The 19,555-nt window shown below is 71.8% G+C and carries 18 protein-coding genes; 14 read left to right on the top strand and 4 right to left on the bottom strand.

Features of this window, described 5'->3' with window-relative positions; translation table 11 throughout:
* The first annotated feature begins 243 nt into the window (after positions 1-243).
* Positions 244-969, top strand: a complete 726-nt coding sequence (locus OG510_RS12050) for a ferritin-like fold-containing protein (RefSeq protein ID WP_406136773.1) — start codon at positions 244-246, stop codon at positions 967-969.
* Between the two features lie 45 nt (positions 970-1,014).
* Here the strand turns inward: OG510_RS12050 and OG510_RS12045 are convergent, their stop codons facing one another.
* The 4 genes from OG510_RS12045 to OG510_RS12030 form a co-directional block, all read right to left on the bottom strand.
* Positions 1,015-1,281, bottom strand: coding sequence for a hypothetical protein (locus OG510_RS12045; protein WP_406136772.1), 267 nt, complete (start codon positions 1,279-1,281; stop codon positions 1,015-1,017).
* A gap of 205 nt (positions 1,282-1,486) precedes the next feature.
* Positions 1,487-1,714 carry a DUF3107 domain-containing protein gene (locus OG510_RS12040; protein ID WP_266853361.1) on the bottom strand — a complete coding sequence of 76 codons (228 nt, stop codon included), beginning with the start codon at positions 1,712-1,714 and terminating at the stop codon, positions 1,487-1,489.
* A 128-nt stretch (positions 1,715-1,842) separates the two neighbouring features.
* Complete coding sequence (locus OG510_RS12035) at positions 1,843-2,484, bottom strand: TetR/AcrR family transcriptional regulator (protein WP_164266269.1); 642 nt, start codon at positions 2,482-2,484, stop codon at positions 1,843-1,845.
* Positions 2,485-2,624: 140 nt separating this feature from the next.
* Positions 2,625-2,867, bottom strand: a complete 243-nt coding sequence (locus OG510_RS12030; RefSeq protein WP_406136771.1) for a hypothetical protein — start codon at positions 2,865-2,867, stop codon at positions 2,625-2,627.
* 111 nt (positions 2,868-2,978) lie between these two features.
* Between OG510_RS12030 and OG510_RS12025 the strand changes: the two genes are divergently transcribed.
* The 13 genes from OG510_RS12025 (at position 2,979) to OG510_RS11965 (ending at position 19,514) form a co-directional block, all read left to right on the top strand.
* Entirely contained in the window at positions 2,979-3,962 is a 984-nt protein-coding gene (locus OG510_RS12025; protein ID WP_406136770.1) for an alpha/beta fold hydrolase, read from the top strand.
* Positions 3,963-3,970: 8 nt separating this feature from the next.
* Positions 3,971-5,347, top strand: coding sequence for a DUF3152 domain-containing protein (locus OG510_RS12020; protein ID WP_406136769.1), 1,377 nt, complete (start codon positions 3,971-3,973; stop codon positions 5,345-5,347).
* 328 nt (positions 5,348-5,675) lie between these two features.
* The gene (locus OG510_RS12015) at positions 5,676-7,409 is read left to right on the top strand and encodes an ABC transporter substrate-binding protein (RefSeq protein ID WP_406136768.1); all 1,734 of its coding nucleotides are present in this window, start codon (positions 5,676-5,678) and stop codon (positions 7,407-7,409) included.
* A gap of 2 nt (positions 7,410-7,411) precedes the next feature.
* Complete coding sequence (locus OG510_RS12010) at positions 7,412-8,404, top strand: ABC transporter permease (RefSeq protein ID WP_406136767.1); 993 nt, start codon at positions 7,412-7,414, stop codon at positions 8,402-8,404.
* A 2-nt stretch (positions 8,405-8,406) separates the two neighbouring features.
* Positions 8,407-9,396 carry an ABC transporter permease gene (locus OG510_RS12005; protein ID WP_406142372.1) on the top strand — a complete coding sequence of 330 codons (990 nt, stop codon included), beginning with the start codon at positions 8,407-8,409 and terminating at the stop codon, positions 9,394-9,396.
* Positions 9,393-11,114: a dipeptide ABC transporter ATP-binding protein gene (locus tag OG510_RS12000; RefSeq protein WP_406136766.1), complete on the top strand. Its 1,722-nt coding sequence runs from the start codon at positions 9,393-9,395 to the stop codon at positions 11,112-11,114. The genes OG510_RS12005 and OG510_RS12000 overlap by 4 nt, the downstream gene beginning before the upstream one ends.
* A 200-nt stretch (positions 11,115-11,314) precedes the next feature.
* On the top strand, positions 11,315-13,099 hold the full coding sequence (locus tag OG510_RS11995; protein WP_406142371.1) for a DUF3492 domain-containing protein: 1,785 nt from the start codon (positions 11,315-11,317) through the stop codon (positions 13,097-13,099).
* 259 nt (positions 13,100-13,358) lie between these two features.
* Complete coding sequence (locus OG510_RS11990; protein ID WP_406136765.1) at positions 13,359-14,507, top strand: hypothetical protein; 1,149 nt, start codon at positions 13,359-13,361, stop codon at positions 14,505-14,507.
* A gap of 151 nt (positions 14,508-14,658) precedes the next feature.
* Positions 14,659-15,621: an NAD(P)-dependent oxidoreductase gene (locus OG510_RS11985; protein ID WP_164266911.1), complete on the top strand. Its 963-nt coding sequence runs from the start codon at positions 14,659-14,661 to the stop codon at positions 15,619-15,621.
* Positions 15,609-16,364 (top strand): spherulation-specific family 4 protein, encoded by a 756-nt coding sequence (locus tag OG510_RS11980; RefSeq protein WP_406136764.1) that lies wholly within the window; start codon positions 15,609-15,611, stop codon positions 16,362-16,364. The genes OG510_RS11985 and OG510_RS11980 overlap by 13 nt, the downstream gene beginning before the upstream one ends.
* A 62-nt stretch (positions 16,365-16,426) precedes the next feature.
* Positions 16,427-17,605 (top strand): adenylyltransferase/sulfurtransferase MoeZ, encoded by a 1,179-nt coding sequence (moeZ, locus tag OG510_RS11975; protein ID WP_406136763.1) that lies wholly within the window; start codon positions 16,427-16,429, stop codon positions 17,603-17,605.
* Positions 17,606-17,778: 173 nt separating this feature from the next.
* Positions 17,779-18,903, top strand: a complete 1,125-nt coding sequence (locus tag OG510_RS11970) for a PP2C family protein-serine/threonine phosphatase (RefSeq protein WP_406136762.1) — start codon at positions 17,779-17,781, stop codon at positions 18,901-18,903.
* A gap of 119 nt (positions 18,904-19,022) precedes the next feature.
* Positions 19,023-19,514, top strand: a complete 492-nt coding sequence (locus OG510_RS11965) for a hypothetical protein (protein WP_406136761.1) — start codon at positions 19,023-19,025, stop codon at positions 19,512-19,514.
* Positions 19,515-19,555: the final 41 nt, after the last annotated feature.

Genomic DNA, 19,555 nt, shown 5'->3' with positions numbered 1-19,555 from the left:
GCGCATTACCACTGTACCCCTAAATCGCGCAGGTGCGTTGGGTGAATTCATGAGGAGACCGAGGCCACACCGGTCTCCCGGTGTCACACGGGCCTTTCCCGGCCCCCGTTTCCCGCCGGTCACAGGGCCCCCGCCCGGTCTCCGCCCGATTCTCACCGGGGACGCACGCGCGCCCCGCGCACATCGCGCCTGGACCGCGCTCGGCAATTCATCCCCGGCGGGCGGAGCGCTATTGTGCGGTCCATGCAGACGCCTGACACCGCCAAGGAACAGACCGGTATCGCCGCGCAGAACTGGGACACGGCGTCGGCCGACCCGAGGTACCACGCCGCGGTCGTGGACCTGCTCGGCGCGCTCGCGTACGGCGAGCTGGCGGCCTTCGAGCGCCTCGCCGAGGACGCCAAGCTCGCGCCGACCCTGGCCGACAAGGCGGCGCTGGCGAAGATGGCGTCCGCCGAGTTCTCCCACTTCGAGCGGTTGTCCGACCGGCTGGCCGCGATCGATGTGGAGCCCACGGCGTCCATGGAGCCTTTCGCGCAGGCCCTGGACGACTTCCACCGCCAGACCGCACCCTCGGACTGGCTGGAGGGGCTGGTCAAGGCGTACGTCGGCGACTCGATCGCGAGTGACTTCTACCGCGAGGTCGCGGCCCGTCTCGACACCGACACCCGCGAGCTGGTGCTCGGCGTGCTCGACGACACGGGCCACGGCAACTTCGCCGTCGAGAAGGTGCGCGCCGCGATCGAGGCGGAGCCCCGGGTCGGCGGGCGGCTCGCCCTGTGGGCGCGACGTCTGATGGGCGAGGCCCTGAGCCAGGCCCAGCGGGTGGTGGCCGACCGGGACGCGCTCTCCACGATGCTGGTGGGCGGCGTCGCGGACGGCTTCGACCTGGCGGAGGTCGGCCGGATGTTCTCCCGGATCACCGAGGCCCACACCAAGCGGATGGCCGCACTGGGCCTGGCCGCCTGACGACAGGTCCCTGGTCGGCGGCCGGGGCGGGCCGGCGGGCGCGGGCTACACCGCGGCCGACCGCCGGATGCGGTGGACCGGGCGCACCAGCAGGGAGAGCACGACCGCGCCGATCACCACCGCGCCCAGCAGGACCACCGGGCCGTGGCCGGGGCCGAGTGCCGAGCGGGTGAGGAAGGCGCCGAACAGGGCGCCGACCGGGCCGGTGGCCAGGACCACGTGCCGGGACGGCAGGCGGGTGGGCAGCTTGCGTGTCGCGTACCAGGCCAGCGCCAGGCCGAGCAGTACTGATGCGAAGGCTTCCCAGAGCATGTCTTCCCTTCCGCGCGCCGCTGCGAATCGTGTGAACCAGCTGTGAGCTGACTGATCCTTTACTGATTCCGGTCTTACCCGGCGGCCGCGGGACGCAATCCTTGCCACTGCCGGACCACACGCACGGGGACGGCCCGGCGGTCGTGTTGACCGCCGGGCCGTCCCCGTCGTTCGTCCTGCTGTTGTGCTGCCCGCGGAGCGCCGGTTACAGCGCGCCGAACCCGACCCTGCGGGTCGCGGGCTCGCCGAGCTCCACGTAGGCGATGCGGTCGGCAGGCACCAGGACCTTGCGGCCCTTGTCGTCCGTGAGGCTGAGCAGCTGCGCCTTGCCGGCCAGCGCGTCGGCAACCGAGCGCTCGACCTCCTCGGCGGACTGCCCGCTCTCCAGAACGATCTCCCGGGGTGCGTGCTGAACCCCGATCTTGACCTCCACGGCTATGTCCCTCCGACGGTCGTGCGGTGCGCGGTCAGCCGCGCCGTACGCAGCACACATTAGCCGGGCCGGGCGGCCCGCAGGACGTCAGCACCGCACGCCCGCAGCGAACACCGCCCAGGACCGGGTCAGCTCTGGTCGCTGCCGTGCAGCGGGAAGCCCGCGATGCCGCGCCAGGCCAGCGAGGTGAGCAGCTGCACCGCGGTGTCGCGCGGGATGCCGGACTCACTGGAGAGCCAGTACCTGGCCACCACCTGGGAGACGCCGCCCAGGCCCACGGCCAGCAGCATCGACTCGTCCTTGGAGAGCCCGGTGTCCCCGGCGATGACGTCCGAGATCGCCTCGGCGCACTGGAGCGACACCCGGTCCACGCGCTCGCGCACCGCGGGCTCGTTCGTCAGGTCGGACTCGAAGACCAGGCGGAACGCGCCGCCCTCGTCCTGGACGTACGCGAAGTAGGCGTCCATCGTCGCCGCCACGCGCTGTTTGTTGTCCGTGGTCGACGCCAGCGCCGTACGGACCGCCTGGAGCAGCGACTCGCAGTGCTGGTCGAGCAGGGCCAGATAGAGATCGAGCTTGCCCGGGAAGTGCTGGTAGAGCACGGGCTTGCTGACACCGGCACGCTCGGCGATGTCGTCCATCGCCGCAGAGTGGTAGCCCTGCGCGACGAACACCTCCTGGGCGGCGCCCAGCAGCTGATTCCGTCGTGCGCGGCGCGGCAGCCGCGTACCCCGCGGACGCGCTGCCTCGGTCTGCTCGATGGCTGTCACGCCGCCTCCCAATGATTGAACAAGCTCAGTTGAACAAGCACACGCTGGTGCGTCGCTGCCCGCCATCGTACTTTTGGGTAACCCGGCTGTGTGTGGTGCGGACGCAGAATTTCATGGACCGGACAGCTGGGGAAGCGCTTTCAGCGGTAGTCGTCCTCGTCGACGGGGACCACCCGGGCCTGTTCCGCGGCGTCCGCCTCATTGGCTTTCGCCGGATCGATGCCGGTCAGCGGGTCGTCCTCCTGCGGTGTGAGGTCCTTGCGCTGCTCCGCGCTGTCGGCCGGATCGGCCTCCGCTTCCCCGTCTTCCCCGGGGGCCGTGGGGTCCTCGGTATCGGCATCGCTGTGGCGGGGGTCCGCGCTGTCGCTCGGTTCGGTCGGCATAGTCGCTTCCCTTCCCTCTCTACCGAGAGTAGGAGCCCGCGCCCCGGAGCGCGATGTGTCTGTGACAGCGAACACACGGATACCCGCGTGATCGTCTCGTAACATCGCCTTATGTCTTCGACCGAGCTGCCGGGAATCGCGGCCGCCACTCCGGCCACCGGAGCGAGCGCCGTACGGATCGCGGAGGGAGAGGAACTGCGGACCGTCACGCTTCCCGGGCTGACGCTGGCCCTGCGCTCCCGGCCCCCGGCCCGGTCCGGGCTGCCGCCCGCGTTCTATGTGCACGGGCTCGGCGGCTCCTCGCAGAACTGGTCGGCGCTGATGCCCCTCCTCGACGACGTCGTGGAGAGCGAGGCGCTCGACCTGCCCGGTTTCGGCGACTCGCCGCCGCCCGACGACGGGAACTACTCGGTCACCGGCCACGCCCGTGCGGTCATCCGGGTGCTCGACGCGAGCGGCCGCGGCCCGGTCCACCTCTTCGGGAACTCGCTGGGCGGCGCCGTCACCACCCGGGTCGCCGCGCTCCGCCCCGATCTGGTGCGCACCCTCACCCTGATCTCACCGGCCCTGCCCGATCTGCGCGTACAGCGCACGGCCGCGCCCACCGCGCTGCTGGCGGTGCCCGGTGTCGCCGGTCTCTTCCAGCGGCTCACCAGGGACTGGACACCCGAGATGCGTACCCGCGGCATGCTCGGGCTCTGCTACGGCGACCCGTCGCGCGTCAGCGAGGAGGGCGTGCGCAACGCGGTCGACGAGATGCGGCGCCGCCTGGAACTGCCGTATTTCTGGGATGCCATGACCCGGTCGGCGCGGGGCATCGTCGATGCGTACACACTGGGCGGGCAGCACGGGCTCTGGCGTCAGGCGCAGCGGGTGCTGGCCCCTACGCTGCTGGTGTACGGGGTCAGGGACCAGCTCGTCTCGTACCGTATGGCCCGCAAGGCGGCAGCCGCGTTCCGCGGTTCCCGGCTGCTGTCACTGCCCGATGCCGGGCATGTGGCGATGATGGAGTACCCGGAGCTGGTCGCGACTGCCTTCCGGGAGTTGCTGGACGACAACACGTCGCGGGACGACAACGACACCAGTGGGAGCTGATCCGGGGAGTGGGACGTCACAGCCGTCGGGACGGTGCGCCTCGGGGCGTGGAAGACACCTCGGGCGATAACGCCGGCAGCGGCGCGGACACCGGGACCCAGGCGCGTGCCGAGGCCGGAACCGGTCGCCGCAGGCGGACCGCCGCCGGGGCGGCGACGCCGCAGGCACCACAGGTGCCACAGGTGCCACAGGTGCCACAGACATCACAGACATCACAGGTGCGCGGCGGTCATCCCCAGCAGTCCGAGTGGGACGCACCGGGGCCCGAGCGGTACGGGTCCTGGCAGGGCATCGGGCGTGGGCCCCAAGTGCCCGGTCCCCGCAAGGAGTTCGTGGATGCCTTCACCGATCTGCCCGCCCGGGGTCCCGGCCGTGCCGTCAGCTCGGGCACGCTGAGCGCATCGGACACCGCAGAAGCGGAAACCGTGGCTCCCGCCGGTGGCGCTGATACCGGTGGCGCTGATACCGGCGGTGCCGGAACCGGCAGCGCCACGGCCGGTGATTCCGGCGCCGGGCAGGGCGGCACGGGCGGTACGGACGGCGCCGACGGCTCGGGCGCGGCGGGCAGTACGGCGGGCAAGGGCGGCCGGGGCCGTACCTTCGCCGGGATCGCCGCCGCAGCCGTGATCACCGTCCTCGCGGTCGTGGTCGCGGGTCAGGTCGTCGGCGGAGGCGACAGCCACCACGACGCCGACGCCGCGGGCCCGGCCAAGCGGGGGGCCGCCGCAGGAGCCGCGTCCCGCGACGGCAAGCGGGTGACGCCGAAGGCCGCCCCGGTGCCGCTGACCTACACGCAGAAAATGTCCAAGCTCTATCCGCTCGCCCCGAAACTCAAGGCGTCCGGTGATTTCTCCGTGGTGCCGGGATCGGCCAAGGCGCCCGGCCACGGCACCAAATACCGCTACCGGGTGGATATCGAGAAGGGAATGGGGCTCGACGGTGTGCTGTTCGCCGACGCGGTCCAGAAGACCCTGAACGACAAGCGGAGTTGGGCGCACAACGGCGCCAAGACCTTCGAGCGTATTTCGTCCGGGCACCCGAATTTCGTGATTACGCTGGCCAGCCCGGTCACCACCGCCGACTGGTGCGCCAAATCCGGTCTCGACACGCTCGAAGAGAATGTGTCCTGCGATTCGGCGGCCACCGACCGCGTCATGATCAATGCCTACCGCTGGGCCCAGGGATCGCCCACCTACGGGGACAGCAAGATCTATCCGTACCGGCAGATGCTCATCAACCACGAGGTGGGCCACCGGCTCGGCCACAACCATGTGAGCTGCCGCACCCCCGGCGCCCTCGCGCCGGTCATGCAGCAGCAGACCAAGTCGCTGGACATCGACGGGATCAAATGCCGGGCCAACCCCTGGGTCTATCCCGAGGGCTGAGACGGCTGTCTCGTTCCGGCGTCCACCCACGTTGACATCGGTGGGCGGGTCGTTCATATTTCTCGGCATGCCGCGCTGCCCCGAGTTCTCCGATCACACCGCCTTTGAGCTGGTGCTGTTCGGCGTGACCGGGCACTGCGTCGCCGACATTCTCTGTAGCTGACCCGCCTGCCCCGGCGTGTGTCGGCTGTTTCCCCCCTGCCGCGCCCGGGCCTCTTCCACCCGCAGGCGCGGCATTTCTGTTTTCCCCGGTGCTCCCTTCCGGCGCTGCTGCCTGCGCGGACCTCTGTCACATTCCGCGTACAGCACACCGAGAGGTGCTTTTCCGATGCGTCATCTGTCCCCACGCACAGCGTCCGTGGCGGCCGCGAGTCTGGTTCTGGCCCTGGGCGCTGCCGCCTGCGCCGGGCCCAAGGACAGCGGCAGCGCCACGTCCGGAGCCCACGGCACGCCCCGCAAGGGCGGCAAGCTCACCGTCCTCAACAGCCAGCCGCAGACGGACTTCGACCCCGCGCGCCTCTACACGTCGGGCGGCGGCAACGTCCCCTCGCTGGTCTTCCGTACGCTCACCACCCGCCACCGCGCCAACGGCTCCGCCGGCGCGAAGGTCGTCCCCGACCTCGCGACCGACATCGGCAGGCCCAGCAAGGACGCCACCGTCTGGACGTACACCCTCAAGAAGGGGCTGCGGTACGAGGACGGCACCCCCATCACATCCGCCGACATCAAGTACGGCATCGAGCGGTCCTTCGCCGCCGAGCTGTCCGGCGGGGCGCCCTATCTGCGCGACTGGCTGATCGGCGGCGCCCAGTACCAGGGCCCGTACAAGGCCGGGGCCGACGGCAAGAAGGGCAAGGGCCTCGACTCCATCGTGACGCCCGACGCCCGGACCATCGTCTTCCATCTCAACAAGCCCGAGGGGGAGTTCCCCTATCTGGCCACGCAGACCCAGACGACCCCGGTGCCGAAGGCCAAGGACACCGGCACCAAGTACGAGGAACACCCGCTCTCGTCGGGCCCGTACAAGGTCGTCAAGAACGAGAACGACGGCGAGCGGATCACCCTCGCACGCAACACCCAGTGGTCGGCGAAGACCGACAGCGAACGCAAGGCGTACCCCGACACCATCGACGTACGCTCCGGGCTCGACTCCTCGGTCATCAACCAGCGGCTCGCCAGCTCCCAGGGCGCGGACGCCGCCGCCGTGACCACCGACACCAACCTCGGCCCGGCCGAACTGGCCAAGGTCACCGGCGACAAGAAGCTCGCCTCGCGCGTCGGCACCGGGCACTTCGGCTACACCAACTACCTCGCCTTCAACCCCAAGGTGAAGCCCTTCGACAACCCGAAGGTGCGCCAGGCCGTCGCCTACGCGGTCGACCGCTCATCGGTGATCAACGCGGCGGGCGGATCCGCGCTCGCCGAACCCGCCACCACCTTCCTGCCCGACCAGAAGTCCTTCGGCTACACGCCGTACGACGACTTCCCGGCCGGCAGCACGGGCAACGCGGCCAAGGCCAGGGCGCTGCTGAAGCAGGCCGGTTACGCCCACGGCCTGACCATCACCCTGACGCACTCCGACGCCAAGGACTTCGAGACCAGCCCGGAGATCGCCACCGCCATGCAGGAATCCCTGAAGAAGGCGGGCATCACCGTCAAGCTCCAGGGCCTGGAGGACAACGACTACAAGGACAAGACCAAGAACGCGAAGACCGAGCCGGGCCTCTTCCTCGCCCACTGGGGCGCCGACTGGCCCTCCGGCGGGCCCTTCCTCGCCCCGATCTTCGACGGTCGCCAGATCGTCGAGGGCGGCGCCAACTTCAACTCCGGTTTCCTGAACGACCCTTCGGTCAACAAGGAGATCGACGCGATCAACAAGCTCACCGACCTGAACGCGGCGGCCCGCCGCTGGGGCGCGCTCGACAAGAAGATCGGCGCGCAGGCACTGACCGTGCCGCTCTTCCACCCGGTCTACCAGCGGCTGTACGGCGAGGACATCAAGAACGTCGTCATCAGCGACTGGACCGGTGTGCTCGACATCTCGCAGGTAGCGGTCAAGTAACCATGTCGGAAGCCTTGTTGGCCGAAGGAGCGGGGGCCGTGCGCACGGCCCCCGCGTCCGGGGCCCGTCAGTTCTGGCGGCGGCTGCGCGGACAGCGCGCCGCCACCGTGGCGGCCGTCGTCGTCGCCCTGCTCGTCCTGGTCGCGCTCGCCGCGCCCCTGCTCACCGCGCTGGAGGGCCAGGACCCCAACGTCTACCACCCGGCGCTCATCGACTCGGCGCGCGGCGGTGTCCCCGTCGGGCCGCTCGGCGGTATGAGCGCCGGCCACTGGCTCGGGATCGAACCGCAGACCGGCCGCGACCTCTTCGCCCGGCTGGTCTACGGGGCCCGGGTCTCGCTCTCCGTCGCGTTCGCCGCGACCCTCGTCCAGGTGCTGCTCGGCGTCGTCTTCGGGGTCGCCGCCGGGCTCGGCAACAAGCTCGTCGACGCCGTCCTGAGCCGGATCACCGACGTCGTCGTGGCGATGCCGCTGATGGTGCTCTCGCTCGCGCTGATGGCGATCGTCCCCGACACCTTCCCGCGCCCGGTGCTGGTGGCACTCGTCATCGGTCTCATCGGCTGGGGCGGTACGGCGAAGATCGTCCGGGCCGCGACACTGAGCCTCAAGTCGCTCGACCATGTCGCGGCGGCCCGGCTCAGCGGCTGGAACCAGTGGCAGATCGCCCGCCGCGAACTGCTGCCGTCGCTCGCCGCGCCCGTCATCACGTACGCCGCGCTGCTCTTCCCCTCCAACATCTCGGCCGAGGCCGCGCTGTCCTTCCTCGGCGTCGGCGTCAAACCGCCCACCCCTTCCTGGGGACAGATGCTCACATCGGCCGACGTCTGGTACCAGGCCGCGCCGCAGTATCTGCTGCTCCCCGCCGGGATGCTCTTCCTCACCGTCGTCTCGCTGACGGTGCTCGGCGACGGCGTGCGCACCGCACTCGACCCGCGCGCCGCGTCCCGGCTGCGCATCGGCACCGGACGCAAGCGCGAGAAGGAGGCCACCGCGTGAACATGACCGGCTTCCTGCTGCGGCGCCTCATCGGCGCCGCCGTCACCCTCCTCGCGATCTCCGTGATCATCTACGCGGTCTTCTACGTCGCCCCCGGAAACGTCGCCCAGATCACCTGCGGCCCGCGCTGCTCACCGGTCCAGGTCCACCAGGTCAGCGAGCAGCTGCACCTCGGCGACCCCCTGTACGTGCAGTACGGCCACTTCCTCCAGGGCATCTTCGCCGGCCGGGACTTCTCCACCGGCACCTCGGTGCTGCACTGCCACGCGCCCTGCCTCGGCCTCTCGTACCGCACCGACCAGCAGGTCACCCAGCTGATCCTCACCAAGCTGCCGGTCACCGCCTCCCTCACGCTCGGCGCGATGGTGATGTGGCTGATCCTCGGCGTCGGCACCGGGATGCTCTCCGCCTGGCGGCGCGGCCGCCCCACCGAGCGGCTGCTCACCGGGATCACCCTGGCCGGCAACGCGACGCCCGTCTTCGTCATCGGCCTGGTGCTGATGATCGTGGTGTGCGGGACGCTGGGCTGGCTGCCGTATCCGCAGTACGTACCGTTCACCGACGACCCGCAGCAGTGGGCGTGGAACCTGCTGCTGCCCTGGTTCTCGCTCGCCCTGATCGAGTCCGCCAAGTACGCCAGGCTGACCCGGGCCTCGATGCTGGAGACGCTGGCCGACGACCATGTGCGGACCTTCCGCGCGTACGGCGTCGGTGAACGCCGCATCATCGGACGGCACGCGCTGCGCGGGGCAGTCGCCCCGATCATCGCGCTGAACGCCAATGACTTCGGCTCGATGTTCGGCGGTGCCGTACTGACCGAGTCGCTCTTCGGCATCCCCGGCATCGGGCGTGAACTCGTCCACGCGGTCAACGTGGTCGACCTGCCGGTGGTGGTCGGCATGGTGCTGGTCACCGGCTTCTTCGTGGTCATCGCCAACGCCGCGGCGGACGTGCTGTACGCGGTGGCCGACCGAAGGGTGGTCCTGTCATGAGCCTGGTCGACGTCAAGGACCTCGCGGTCACCTTCGACGGATCCGTACGGGCCGTCGACGGCCTGTCGTTCACGCTGGAGGCGGGCGGCGCACTCGGCGTCGTCGGCGAATCCGGCTCGGGCAAGAGCGCGTCCGCCTACGCCCTGCTCGGGCTGCACCGGGGGAGCGGCGCGCGGGTCACCGGGTCGGTCACGGTGGCCGGGGTGGATGTGCAGGCCGCGTCCGACGCGCAGCTGCGCGGGCTGCGCGGTGGTGAGGCCGCGATGGTCTTCCAGGACCCGCTCTCCTCGCTCGACCCGTACTACGCGATCGGCGACCAGATCGCCGAGGTGCACCGGGTCCATGTGAAGACCTCCCGCAGGGCCGCGAGGGCACGCGCGGTCGAGGTGCTCGACCGGGTGGGCATCCCGGACGCCGCCCGGCGTGCCAGGGCGCGGCCGCACGAGTTCAGCGGCGGGATGCGCCAGCGGGCGCTCATCGCGATGGCGCTGGCCTGTGAGCCGCAGCTGCTGATCGCGGACGAGCCGACGACCGCGCTGGACGTCACCGTGCAGGCGCAGATCCTCGATCTGCTGCACGGGCTGCGGCAGGAGACCGGGATGGGGCTGCTGCTGGTCACCCATGACGTGGGGGTCGCGGCGGAGTCGGTGGACGAGGTGCTGGTGATGAAGGAGGGGCGGGCGGTGGAGCGGGGGCCGGTGACCGAGGTGCTCGGCTCACCGCGCGAGCCGTACACCAGGGCGCTGCTCGCGGCGGTGCCGAGGGTGGAGACCGGGCGGGCCGAGGCCGGGCGGACGAGGGCCGGGGCTGTGGCGGCCTCGCGTACGGAGGCTCCGCTCAAGGGGGGCCGGCTTGCGGAGGCTCCGCTCGTGGGCGCTCTGCGTACGGGCGCTCCGGAGCGGATCGCGGCCGGGGGCGGCTCGGAGCGGGTGGCCGCGGGCGACGAGGGTGCGCCGCTGGTCGAAGCCGTCGATGTCCGGCGGGTGTTCGGCCGGGGAAGGGCCGCCTTCGCTGCGGTCGACGGGGTGTCCCTCGCCGTCCACCGGGGCGAGACCCTCGGCATCGTCGGCGAGAGCGGCAGCGGCAAGACCACCCTCGGGCGGATGCTCGTCGGGCTCCTCGACCCCACATCCGGTCGTCTGCACCGCGCGGCCCGGGTGCAGATGGTCTTCCAGGACCCGGTGTCCTCGCTCAACCCCCGGCGTTCCGTGGGGGAGTCCGTCGCGGACCCGCTGCGGGCGCGCGGCGACCGGGACGAGTCGCTGATCCGGGACCGGGTCCGCGACCTGCTGGGCCGGGTGGGTCTCGACGCGGCCCAGTACGACCGCTATCCGCACGAGTTCAGCGGCGGTCAGCGCCAGCGGATCGGGATCGCGCGGGCGCTCGCGGCCGAGCCGGAGCTGATCGTCTGCGACGAGGCGGTCTCCGCGCTCGATGTGACGACACAGGCCCACGTCACGTCCCTGCTGGCCGAGTTGCAGCGGGAGCTGGGGCTCGCCCTGGTCTTCGTCGCGCACGACCTCGCCGTGGTGCGGCAGGTCAGCGACCGGGTCGCGGTGATGCGGCAGGGCCGGATCGTCGAGGAGGGCGACGCGGACACCGTGTACGGGGCTCCGCAGGACCCGTACACCAAGCAGCTGCTGGCCGCCGTCCCCACGCTCGATCCGGTGCTCGCCGCGGTGCGCCGCGCCGCCCGTACGGAGTCGGCCGTGGTCTGAACCGGCCCCACCCCGAGTAACGGAAAGGCACCGTAGCGCCACAGAACGCTACCGGTGGGAGAAAGTTACGACGGTTCACCCCTTCTGGTGGCGCGATGGACAACCGTCCATCGCGCCACCTCTCTGTCCGCTTACGGTCGTCCCGCTGCGAGTCGCCGTCACCAACGGCGACTGCCTGAAGGGAGACCGGGGGTGTGCTCGTGCGGACAGGACTGCTTACGGACGGTGGTTATCCGTATGCGACAGGTGAGTCGCGGCTCTGGTGCGACCGGCTGGTGCGCGGTCTCGGCCGGCACGAGTTCGATGTCTACGCCCTGAGCCGCAGCGCGCAGCAGGAGGCGGCGGGCCGGGTGGAACTGCCGCCCCAGGTGCGCCGGGTGCGCACCGCGCCGCTGTGGACCGCGCCGGTGGCGGGCCGTCGGTACGGGCGTCGCGACCGGCGCCGCTTCGCCGGGCACTTCGGTGACCTGGCGACCGCGGTCTGCGGCGGCGGACCGGGCTTCGCGGCCGGCCTCTACGGTCTGGCCGAACTGGCGAGGGAGCGCGGCGGGCTGCATACGGCGCTCCGCTCCGAGACCGCCGTGCGCGCCCTGGAGTCCGCCTGCCGTGCGCCCGGCGCGAGCCGCACGGTGCAGGCCGCCGGGGTCCCCGACCATCTCGCCTTCGCCGATCTGCTGGAACGCGCGCTGCGGCCGCTCTCCCTCGACTGGTACACCGAGGACGGCCTGGGGTCGGCCGACCTCTGCCATGCCACGGCGGGCGGCACGGCCGCACTGCCGGGGCTGCTGGCCAAACGCTTCTTCGGGGTGCCGCTGCTGGTCACCGAGTACGGGGTCCAGCTCCGCTCGCACTTCCTCGCGGGCGGCGACCGGAGCGCGCCGGTACGGGCGCTGCTCGCCGCCTTCCACCGGGCGCTCGCGGCCGAGGTGTACGGGCAGGCCGCGGTGATCACGCCCGGCAATACGCACGCCCGCCGCTGGCAGGAGAAGTGCGGCGCCGACCCGGCGAAACTGCGCACGGTCTACCCGGGCATGGAGGCCGACCGCTTCGCCGCCGTCGGGGAGGGCGCGGACACCGGCGATCCGGAGACCCTGGTGTGGGTCGGGCGCATCGAGCCGGCCAAGGATCTGGTCTCGCTGCTGCACGCCTTCGCCGATGTGCGCAGGGAGCGGCCGGGCGCGGTGCTGCGGATCGTCGGTGCGCCGGCCGAGGGCGCCGAGAGCGTGGCCTATCTCGCCCACTGCCGGGCGCTGGCCGCGCAGTTGTTCCCGGACGAGGCGGCCGGGGCGCACGCCGTCGGCTCCAACCCGGTGGCCTTCGACGACATCGGCGGCCCGGAGACCCCCGACCTCGCTGATGCCTACGCGGGGGGAGCGGTCGTCGTGCTCTCCAGCGTGGTGGAGGGGTTTCCGGTGAGTCTGGTGGAGGCGATGTTCTGCGGCCGGGCGACGGTCTCCACGGATGTCGGGGCCGTGGTCGAAGTCATCGGCGGTACGGGGCTCGTGGTGCCGCCGCGCAATCCCCGGGCGCTGGCCGATGCCTGCCTGGCGCTGTTGCGCGACCCCGCGCGCCGGGAGCGGCTGGGGGCGGCGGCGCGTGCGCGGTCGCTCGAACTCTTCACGGTCCAGCAGAATCTGACGGCATTTCACGGCATTTACCTCGACCTGATCTCGCACTGCCCGGTCCGGCGTGCGCCGGAGCACGACACCGGGGCGCCCCGGCCGTTCGCGCATCCGGCGGAGTCGCATGTCCCGGGCAACTGGACGGCGGGGGGCGGCGCCGGTCTCGCGGTCCGCACCCCGAGCTGGGCGGAGCCGGAGCCGGGCGCGGGCCCGCACTCCATGACCGGGGCCGGGGCCGGGGCCGGGGTTGAGGCTGAGGCTGACGCCGGGGGCCTGCTGTCGGCGGATGCCTTGTCTGCGGGGGCCGCGCGGATGTCGCGGGCGGCCGGTGCGGTGGCCGCGGTGGGGGAGGGCGGCCGATGAGCGGGGGCCGGAGGGCGTCGATAGCTGAGGGGGCGCAGGCATTGGGGGGCGTACGCCGGAGCGTATGCCGCTGCCGCGGTGCCGATCGCGCCGCCGGAACAGGCCCCCGCACGCCCTGCTCACCGCTCCGGCGCATGCCCCGTCTTGCGGCGCCCCTGCCCCGTACGCACGCGCCGTCCCAGTGCCTCCGTCCCCTTCCTCCCTTCCGTCTCCTCCGTCTTCGGCCCCCACTCCCCTGCCAGCGCCGAGAGGCCGCCGTATGAGCACCCCCCGTACCACCGAGTCCCAGCCCCCCGACGGGCCGCGTCCGCCTGTGGGTGCCGATGCGTGGGACGACCGTTCCGAAGCCGTGCTCGGTGCGACGGCCGGACTGCCCGGGCCGCCCGCGCGCAAGGGTGTGCGAGGGCCCGCCGACCCCGTACGCGCGCTGATGCACCGCCACCGCGAGCTGTGCGAACAGGCCGTCGACCCGCTGGAGATCGCCGCCGGGCTCGAAGCGCACGGGATCACCGACCGGACGGCGGCCCGTTTCCGCCACCGGGACGTCTTCTCGCTCGCCGACGAGCTGTACGCCCGGGTCCCCCGGGGCGCGGAGGCCGACGGAGCCGAACCGGCGCACGCTCCGGCCGCCGCCGTTCCGCGCGCCCCCTTCGACGGACTGCTGCCCGGCGCCTGCGCCGTCGCGACCGTCGCCGGCGCCGGGCTGACCCACGGCGGCGGCAGGCTCGCGGCCGCGGCGGCCGGTGCCGCCCTCACCGGGCTCGCGCTCGCCGTCACCCTGCGCCGTGGCCCGCTGCACGCCAGGGGGCGCACAGTGCCCGCCGCGCGCCTGTACGTCTGCTGGCTGCTCGGCTACGCCCTCTGCGGCGACGGGCTCCTCGACCAGTTCGTGCGGGGCGGCCCCGACGGGCCGTGGCCGCTGTCCGGTCTCGCGGTGGCCGGTCTCGCCGTCGCCGTCGCGCCCGCCGCCTGGTGCGTCCGGCTCTTCGCCCTGCTGGCCGGCCGGAAGCTTGCGACCAGCCGCGGAACCGCCGAGTTCGCCGCACGCACCAGGCCGCTGGTGGCCCTGGTGACGCTGCTGTACGCGACCGTGCCCGCGGCGCTGCTGTTCGTCCCCGGCTTCGGCCCCGGAGCGGCGGCCCTCGCCGTTCTGCTGCTGCTCTCCCGGCTCCTCACCGTGCACGGCCTGCCCGACGGCGCGGCCGCCGCGCTGGCCACCGCCTGTGCGGGGGAGGCGCTCGCCCTGGCGTCCGTCCTCATCGGCCGCCTCCCCGGCTGCCGCTTCGTCGCCGCCCCCGTGGACACCCTGGGCGCCGCGGCCGTATCCGCCGTCGTCTGCGGGGCGGTGGCGCTCGCCCTGCTGGCCCATGCCACCCGCGCGCTCTCCCGCGCATCGGCGCACACCTGAAGCGGCGGTCCCGCCACCCGCAGGACCGCCCCCGAAACTCCCGCGGAGCCGACGCCGCGGGCCGACCACCCGGTAACACCTCAGAAGGAGAACGAAAAATGAGCCCCGAATCTCCAGCACCGACCCGTCGGTATCGAGAGGCGGCCGCGCGATGAGGGTGCTGCTGCTCGGAGCCAACGGATATCTCGGCCGCTATGTGGCCGACCGCCTGCTCGCCGACCCCGCCGTGCACCTCACGGCCCTCGGGCGCGGCGACGACGCCGACGTCCGCTTCGACCTCGCCAGCGGCAGCCCGGGAGCGCTCACCCGCTTCCTGGACGCCGTCCACCCCGGGGTCGTCATCAACTGCGCCGGTGCCACTCGCGGCGGCGCCCGCGATCTGACCCGGCACAACACCGTCGCCGTCGCCTCCGTCTGCGAGGCGCTGCGCCGCAGCACCTGCAACGCCCGGATGGTGCAGCTCGGTTGCGCCGCCGAGTACGGACCGAGCCAGCCGGGCTCGTCCACCGCCGAGGACGCGGTCCCGCGCCCCGGCGGCCCGTACGGGGTCTCCAAGCTGGCCGCCAGCGAGCTGGTGCTCAACTCGGGGCTCGACGCGATCGTCCTGCGGGTCTTCTCACCGGTCGGCCCCGGCACCCCCGCGGGCTCCCCGCTGGGCCGGCTCGCCGAGGCGATGCGCCGTGCGATGCAGGCGGGGGACAAGGAGCTGAAGCTCTCCGGGCTCGGCGTCCAGCGCGACTTCGTCGACGTACGGGACGTGGCGCGCGCCGTCCACGCGGCGTCGCTCTCGGCCGCCCAGGGCATCGTGAACATCGGCACCGGCCACGCGGTGAAGCTGCGCGACGCCGCCGCCGTCCTGGCCAGGGTCGCCGGGTTCGGCGGCACGCTCCACGAGCTCGACGCACCCCAGCACCGCCACTCCGGCCTGGTGGCTCCGCGCCCCTCCGAGCCGGTCATGGACCACCTGGCCGCGCCGTCGCCGTACCCGGACGGCTGCGGCGGCTGGCAGCAGGCGGACGTGCGCACCGCCCGCGACCGCCTCGGCTGGCGCCCGCGCATCAATCTGGAGGAGTCGCTCGCCGACATCTGGATGGAGGCGGCATGCCGCATCTGACCCCGGCCGCGACGCTCTCGGCCGAGCTGGGCTTCGGCGTACCGGGCTACGCGCACCCGCTGGTCGCCCCGGTCGAGTGGGCCGAACTGACCCGGCCCGGCACGCCGTTGCACTGGGTCGTGCTCAATGTGGCCAACGGCCCCGGCGCCAGGCCCGACCCGCACTGCCTGGCGGCGTCGGGCCGGATCCGGAACACGGGGACGCGGGTGCTCGGCCATCTCGACATGGCGCACGGCACCCGCCCGTTCGGCGAGCTGATCGCGGAGGCCCACCGCTTCACGGACTGGTACCGCACCGACGGCTTCTTCCTCGACCGGGCCCCGGCCGGGCGCCCCGATCTGCCCGAGACCCGGCGGATCGCGGACGCCCTCAGGTCGGTGACGGGGACCGGATGTCATCTGGTCCTCGGGCACGGCGTCCATCCGTACCCCGGATACGCCGAGACCGCCGACCAGTTGGTCACCTTCAGCGGACCGTGGACGGACTACCGCTGGTCGCAGGTGGCGGAGTGGACGGCCGAGTACGACCCGTCCCGTTTCGCCCACTTCGTGCACGGCGTTCCGCGCACCCATCTGGAGGAGGCCGTCCGGATCGCCCGCTGGCAGGGGGCCGGCACGATCTTCTTCACCGACCGGACCGACGCAGGCAGCGGCAGTGCGCTTGAGGAGAACGCGCCGTTCGAGGCGCTGCCCGGCTACTGGGACGAAATCGTCTCGCGGATCGGACCTGGTGTCTCGGAATGAGAAGGGGCGTGGCAGTGTTACGGAAGAACCATCGTACGTAGATACCGACCAACGGAGTCCCCGTGTCGCTGCCACCCCTGGTCGAGCCAGCTGCTGAACTCACCGTCGACGAGGTCCGCAGGTACTCCCGCCACCTGATCATCCCCGACGTGGGGATGGACGGGCAGAAGCGGCTGAAGAACGCCAAGGTGCTCGCCGTGGGCGCGGGCGGCCTCGGCTCCCCCGCCCTCATGTACCTGGCCGCGGCCGGGGTGGGCACGCTGGGCATTGTGGAGTTCGACGAGGTCGACGAGTCGAACCTGCAGCGCCAGATCATCCACAGCCAGGCCGACATCGGCCGCTCCAAGGCCCAGTCGGCCAAGGACACGGTCCTCGGGATCAACCCCCTGGTGAATGTGGTCCTTCACGAGGAGCGGCTCGAGGCCGAGAACGTGATGGACATCTTCTCCCAGTACGACCTGATCGTGGACGGCACGGACAACTTCGCCACCCGCTATCTGGTCAACGACGCGTGCGTGCTGCTCAACAAGCCGTACGTCTGGGGCTCCATCTACCGTTTCGACGGCCAGGCGTCCGTCTTCTGGTCCGAGCACGGTCCGTGCTACCGCTGCCTCTACCCGGAGCCGCCGCCCCCCGGCATGGTCCCCTCCTGCGCCGAGGGCGGCGTGCTCGGCGTGCTCTGCGCGTCGATCGGTTCCATCCAGGTCAACGAGGCGATCAAGCTGCTCGCCGGCATCGGCGACCCGCTGGTCGGCCGGCTGATGATCTACGACGCCCTGGAGATGCAGTACCGCCAGGTCAAGGTCCGCAAGGACCCCGACTGCGCGGTCTGCGGTGAGAACCCCACCGTCACCGAGCTCATCGACTACGAGGCTTTCTGCGGCGTCGTGTCCGAGGAGGCCCAGGAGGCGGCGGCCGGTTCGACGATCACTCCCAAGCAGCTCAAGGAGTGGATCGACACCGACGAGAAGATCGAGATCATCGACGTCCGCGAGCCGAACGAGTACGAGATCGTCTCGATCCCGGGCGCGAAGCTGATCCCGAAGAACGAGTTCATCATGGGCTCCGCCCTGTCGGACCTCCCGCAGGACAAGAAGATCGTCCTGCACTGCAAGACGGGCGTCCGCTCGGCCGAGGTGCTGGCCGTGCTGAAGTCCGCGGGCTTCGCCGACGCCGTCCACGTGGGCGGCGGCGTGATCGGCTGGGTCAACCAGATCGAGCCCGAGAAGCCGGTGTACTAGACCGGAGCGCATGACTGACCGCGTCATCGGAGGGGCGGCCCGCACGGGAAGTGCGGGCCGCCCCTCCGCTGTGTGCTCCGGGGTGCGGAGATGCGGCTGTGCGGCCGCCGGGTCGGCGCTACTGTGTCGGAGAGGGAGACAAAAGCCGCATATCCGCCAGATGGGATCTCTCCATGCCGCTCGCCCGCAGCCTCTCGCGTGTGCTCGTGGAGCGGAAGACGACGCGTAGGGAGCGCGCGGGGTTCCTCACGTTCCTGCTCGTCGTGCTCGCCGTGATCGTCGCCGTGGAGTCCGTCACCCCCGGTGACCTGCGGGTGGTGCTGTTCGCGAGTCTGGTCCCGCTGGTCGGCGCCCTGGTGCTGAGTGTGCTGACCACCGCGGTGCTGGCCACCCTCGCCGGTGTCTGCATCGCCGGTTCGTACCCGCTCTTCGCACCCCATGAGCGCGACCCCGGCCAGATGGCGGTCGTCCTCGCCGCGACCTGGGCGGTCGGGCTGCTCGCGCTGCTCATCGCACGGCTCGGCTCCCAGCGGCAGTCCCTCCTGGAGCACACCCGCGGCGCGGCCGAGGCGGTCCAGCTCGCGCTGTTGCGGCCGTTCCCGCTGCGTACCAAGGACTTCGAGGCGTACGGGGTCTATCTCGCGGCGGACGAGTACGCACGGGTGGGCGGCGATCTGTACGAGCTGATCGAGTCGCCCTTCGGGACCCGGGTGCTCGTCGCCGACGTACGCGGCAAGGGACTCGACGCGATCAACGCGGGGGCGGCCGTGCTCAGCGCGTTCCGGGTGGCGGGGTACGAGGAGCCCGGCCTCTCGGATCTGACCCGGCGCATGGAGAACATACTGGACCGCTACAACGAGTACGCCGAGACCATCGGCCAGGAGCCGCGCCATGTCACCGCGCTCCTCGCGGAGTTCGCCCCCGACCGGCAGCGGATGCGGCTGGTGAACTGCGGCCATCTGGAACCGTTCACCGTCAGCGAGGCAGGTCCGCGCCAGATCTTCCTGGGGGAGGCCGGGCTGCCGCTGGGCCTCGGCTTCCTGGTCCCCGATGAGGAGCGGGCGCGCACGGTCGTGGAGACCCGACTGCCGTACGGGGCACGGCTGCTGCTCTTCACCGACGGGGTCACGGAGGCCCGCGACAGCCATGGGGTGTTCTACCCGCTGGCCCGGCGGCTGCGGAACTGGACCGGCCTGGAACCGGCCGCCCTGGTGCGGGAGATCGAGCAGGACCTCCACCGGTACGTCGGCGGGCGGCTCCACGACGACGCGGCGATCCTGGTGATCACGGCCCGCTGAGTCTGCCGTGGCCCCGGGACATTTGTCCTGCCGGAGTGCGGACGGTTCGCTCTGCCGCCCGGGGTGCCCGGCGCGGGAAGCTTCTCGTGTCGGAAACGAAGCCTCAGGGGGAGCAGAAAATGACCGCAGTGAGCACGGAACAGATCACGGCACAGGACATGGCCGAGAGCACGGCCGGGACCACGGCCCGGCCCACCGCACCGGTGGCGGCGTGTCCGGTGGACATCAAGCCGCTGCCCAACTGGTACTTCCCGATCGTCGGCACCTTCGCGGGCATCTTCGACGTCGCACGGGCCTACCCGGCCGCGTACTGGCTGATCCCGGTCGTCGCGGCGCTGAACCTGACGCTGTCGCTCACGGTCCTGCGGACCCGGATGCGCTTCATGAGGGCGCTCTGGAAGAACAAGCGCACCCGGCTGCTGGCCGTCGGCCTGGTCGCGCTGCGGTTCGCGGTGCGCGGTCTGCTGGGGCTCGCCGGATTCGCCGTGGGGGCAGCCGTCGGCAGCGTCCTGATCGGGGTGGTGATGGCCGTACTGGGCACGGCGATGGCCTGGGGCGACCAGTGGCTGATCCTGCGGACACTGGAGCGGACCCGGACACAGGGCGCTTGAACGGCGGGGGGAATCCCCGGGGGTGCCCGGCCGCGGGGCGG

It is taken from the genome of Streptomyces sp. NBC_01089 (assembly GCF_045162975.1).
Taxonomy (GTDB): domain Bacteria; phylum Actinomycetota; class Actinomycetes; order Streptomycetales; family Streptomycetaceae; genus Streptomyces.
This window is presented reverse-complemented; position numbering and strand designations above follow the sequence as displayed.